This is a genomic window from Pseudoalteromonas sp., assembly GCF_041629635.1.
In the GTDB taxonomy this organism is placed as follows: Bacteria; Pseudomonadota; Gammaproteobacteria; order Enterobacterales; family Alteromonadaceae; genus Pseudoalteromonas.
Genome location: NZ_JBFKMX010000205.1, coordinates 1 through 4515, shown reverse-complemented (window position 1 = coordinate 4515; position 4515 = coordinate 1). Strand labels below are relative to the sequence as shown.

Sequence of the window (4515 nt, the reverse complement as noted above, 5' to 3'; positions counted from 1 at the left end):
ATATAAAAATGCGTTTAGGGCGTGTGGCCAAACACTGGCATTTAAATGTACTTGGCGTAGGTTTATCACAAGGGTTTATTGAACCGCTAGAAGCCACTGCATTAAGCTGTATTCAATACACTGTTGAACATTTTATTGAAATAGTTGAGCAAGGTGGCAATGATGAAACGACCCAAGAGCAATTTAATCAACAGATCAATACTGTTTATGACGCTATTCGGGACTACATCAGTGCACATTATCGATTAAACACCCGAGATGACAGCGCTTATTGGCGAGACAATCGAGGTGCTGCATCTCCAGAAAAGTTATCAAAAATACTCATGTCTTGGGATGATCCAGACAGCCAGTTCGAAAGTACATTACAAAGGCTAAATGCGGAAGTAATGTATTTTTCGCCAAGTTGGTATTGTTTGCTTGCAGGAAAAGGGCGATTTAACGAAACAACTCATGCACTGCCCCAATCAGTTAAAGTTGCTAATGTGGCTGATATTGATAATTACTGTGAGCAACAATCAACACATTTCAAACCGCACTTTCAAGCTCTAAAGCTTAAATAGCCATTAAGTAACGGGGTGTTATTTCGGAGTACTGGTTTAACGGTTATAGCTATTATCATGTGAGCATTCTAGCACGCCACAAACTTCATTAACTGCATTGAAAAATATATTTAGAGCAATTAATTAAAAAATATTTGCTTAACTTCTGAAGCGTTTTCTACCGCTGTAATTGTCCGTAAACTTTATGATTAAATAAAAAAGCCTCGCAATTGCGAGGCTTTTTATAAGTATTAACTTTTAGCTTAGAAGCGGAAAGCTACACCCACTTTATAGCGAGCTTCACCTTCGAAGCTCCACGCTGGGTAACCATTACGAAGTTCAGCTTTAACTTCTGCATCGCCAGTTGCAGTACCAATTTGGATGCTATCCTCTTCCGTGATGTTAACAGCTTCAAATGTAACATCTAGGTAATCAGTTACTGAGTATTTAGCGGTTAGGTCAAGCGTGCCATAGTCTTGGTGCTCTCGATTTCCATAGAAGTAAGGAGCTTCACGAACCATATACTCTGAGCGCCAGTTATACGCTAAACGTACGTTGTAAGTCTCAGTCTCGTAGTAACCAACAAGGTTAACTGTGTGCTTAGATGAATCAGAGAATAACTCGATACGATCTGGATAGTTTTCCGCAGGCGCTTCTGAATCAACATAAGTATAGTTAGCTTGGTAACCGAAGCCATTGTCAAAGCCATCTTGAACTTGTAGCTCTAGACCTTGGATTTCACCACCAGAACCAGTGCCTTTAGTAGCAACAGTCCAATTATCTTCGCCTGAATTTGGATCAACAATACCGATGCTCTGGTTAAGAATTTGGTCAACTTTAGTGAATGACGAAATATCTTTGATAAAGTATGTAGCACTTACCATGCCGTCACCATCAAAGTAATATTCGATACCTAAATCAGCTTGTGTCGCTTTAAATGGCTTAAGACCAATATTACCTGTAGAAATCGTTTCGTTTCCTACAGTACCGTCGTCATAACCAGAAAGTGAAGAAGCTGCAAACATATCTGTGTAGTTAGCACGTGAAATTACTTGTGCAGCTGAGAAACGCAAGATCATGTCTTGCGTTAGATCAAAAGCGATATTTGCACTAGGTAGTACTTCACTGTAATCAGCACTTTCAGTGCTTAAATCGTTACCATAGTTACCGTTCGCATCTAGTGCATAGTAATCAGATGATGCATCAGTTGAAACATAACGTAGGCCAAAGTTACCACGTAAACCTTCACCCGAAAAATCAGCCATTGCGTATAATGCAAAGTTTTCTTCCTGGATTGTACCGTAACCAGACTTGTAGCCGATAGATGTATTATCAAAGCTAGAAATTGCAGCGTATCCGTCAGAAATCATTTGACCAAGTTTTGGTTCAGGCAGTACATAACCAGCGCCTGAAGTGATAGTACCTGAGTAGTAGTGCGATGCATCATATGCTGGAATTGCATCTACCGTGTTTGCAGTCCAAGTCTCTTGCTTAACTTCATGGTCAGCCCAACGGAAACCAGTTTTGATTGCAGTGATTGCACCAAATTCAACAGGAAAATTTAAATCAAACTGTGCATAAGTTTCTTCGTCTGAGTTAGGTTGCTTTTTAAGTGCCCAACCAGCTGAAGAAAGTTGACCTTGGAAGTCTTCTGCAGTGAATGATTTGTTTGCTACATCAATCTTAATTACATCACCAGTTGCATCGTAAGTACCTGCGTAATCAGCTGGTGTACCTAGCCAGAAACCATAGTTAGACGTTAGATCTGTACCACCATCAGACTGCGTATTACCAATACGGCCTTCAAGTTCGAAGTTTTCACCTACGTATTTGAAGTCGAAGTCGACTGTGTCTGAAGTCATTGAACCCGCACGAGCCCAAGTTTGTGCCCAACCAGGATTAGCACCTGTACCAGGACGACGATAGAAAGTACATGTACCATCAGTGTTTACTGACTCACAAGCAGCAGCTTTGTCATCTGGGAACATTACAAATAAAGATGTGTTAGCGTTATCAGCTGAAAGCTCTAGGCTCATGACATTTAAACCAAGCTCTAAGTTTTCAGTTGGACGGTATTGGAAAGCTGCATTGATTGCTGTGCGCTCACGCGTTTGTTGGAAAGTTGAAGGTACGATATCACCCCAACCTACTAACGATTCAATTCCGTTACGTTGGTAATTTGTTTCAGAATATGCCGCACCGATTAGCGCACCGAATGTTTCTTCGTCGTTTTTCCAGCTGTATAAACCAGAAACTTCAGGATCTGTCTCTTCAGAAATAGTACCGTAATCAGCTTTAACGCTACCAAATACCGTATTAGCGTCTAAATCTAGGGGCTTACGCGTATTTACGATTACTGTACCACCAATACCGCCTTCTACGATATCAGCTTGCGATGATTTATATACTTCAATACCACCAACCATTTCAGGCGGAAGAAGTGTGTAGTTAAAGCTACGATCAATATTTTGTTGGTCATACCAACCAGTTGAAGCAACTGAATGACCGTTTAAAAGTGTGCGTGTTAATTGAGCAGACGCACCACGAATTGAAACTTGTTGGCCTTGGCCAAACGCACGGTTAACAGCGATACCGGAAATACGACCTAGGGCTTCACCTACATCGCTATCTGGAAATTTACCTACGTCTTCTGCTGATACTGCATCAACTACAGAATTTGAAAAACGTTTAGTGTTAAGAGAAGCTTCTAAAGAGCGACGAATACCTCGTACCTCAATTACTTCTACATCTTCTTTTGCTTGAACTTCTGAATCAGCTGCAATAGCAACGCCTGAAAAACCAGCGCCCATTGCTAAACCGATGTTAACTGCTAATAAGCTCTTTTTGAAATTTTTAGCTAACACAGGATTCCCCTTGAATCATTTTGATTTAGTTTAATTCACTTTCTGCCCAGTGAGGATGACAGCGTTGTCATCTACTAACAAACCTTACACGTAAAATTACAATATCGCTACAATTATTTTTGCATTTTTTAAACAATAACCCTTTTCAGATATAACAAAAGAGAACAATTTATTTACAAACGCAATAAAGAATCAACATAACCCCTTGTAATTAAAGGGCTCGCGATATAAATACTATAACACAGGGTAAATAATATCTGTAAAGTGAAATATGCAAGAAAAGTTAATTGTCCGAGAGGTCGGATCTGAAAAGTGCGACTACAAAGTAGTAACAAAAAAATTTCAGGCAATAATTTCTTACTGCCTGAATAAGCGCTTTGCTCAACTTAGTTGGTTAAAGCTGGTTAGCTAATTGAGGGCCCCTATCACTGGGCAGAATGATAGAAGTGGAGCCCTCAAATCTTAATTCATTTAACTTAGGGGAAACAACAAATGACAGCGCTGTCATTTGTTAATAAGAATAATAAAGACACCGGTGTCATTTGTCTAGCGTTATTTTATTTTTTTATACGGATTTAACGTAATGAAGACTTTGAAACTATAAAAACAAAGTGATCTGTGGTTAAAAAGTAAAAAGTGATTCAAGAAGTGTGCAAATTTTTAGTTTTTGCTCTGACGAACCAACAAAGAAACTTCCTTGTAGTAGTAAATTTGAGTTGAATAAATGATGTTTTATAAAGAATCGCGTTTCGCCTCCCCTATTTTAGCTGAAATGCATCACCAAACTTTAATTACAAAATGGCTCACAGCATTTAAAGCAAAAAAATACCCAAACCTAGGTTCGGGTATTTCAATTATGCAAAACAGTTTTACTTTATGCTGTCCAATACACTTCAACAGGGACATCGGTTTGCTGCAAAATAGCACGAAGCGGCATATCAGCAACTTCCCCACCAGCTTTTGCTTCTTTGTAAACAGCCAGCTTTTCTTCACCACTAATAAGCAGTTTAATCACTTTCGACTGTAAAATTGCAGCACGTGTTAATGTCATGCGTTCAGTAATATCACCTGTTACTTCACTTTTAATAGCTTCAATTGCAGCTACCAAATCT

At 39.3% G+C, this 4515-nt stretch carries 3 protein-coding genes; 1 reads left to right on the top strand and 2 read right to left on the bottom strand.

The window, feature by feature from the left end:
- On the top strand, window positions 1-560 hold a 560-nt coding region (locus ABYD77_RS17950), incomplete at its 5' end, for a tryptophan 7-halogenase (protein ID WP_372771472.1).
- A gap of 242 nt (window positions 561-802) precedes the next feature.
- On the opposite strand, the gene ABYD77_RS17945 is transcribed toward ABYD77_RS17950, so the two are convergent.
- Together ABYD77_RS17945 and ABYD77_RS17940 are read right to left on the bottom strand one after the other, a co-directional pair.
- The gene (locus tag ABYD77_RS17945; protein ID WP_372771471.1) at window positions 803-3403 is read right to left on the bottom strand and encodes a TonB-dependent receptor; all 2601 of its coding nucleotides are present in this window, start codon (window positions 3401-3403) and stop codon (window positions 803-805) included.
- Window positions 3404-4277: 874 nt separating this feature from the next.
- A partial coding sequence (locus tag ABYD77_RS17940) for a 6-phosphogluconolactonase (RefSeq protein WP_372771470.1) occupies window positions 4278-4515 on the bottom strand: 238 nt, incomplete at its 5' end.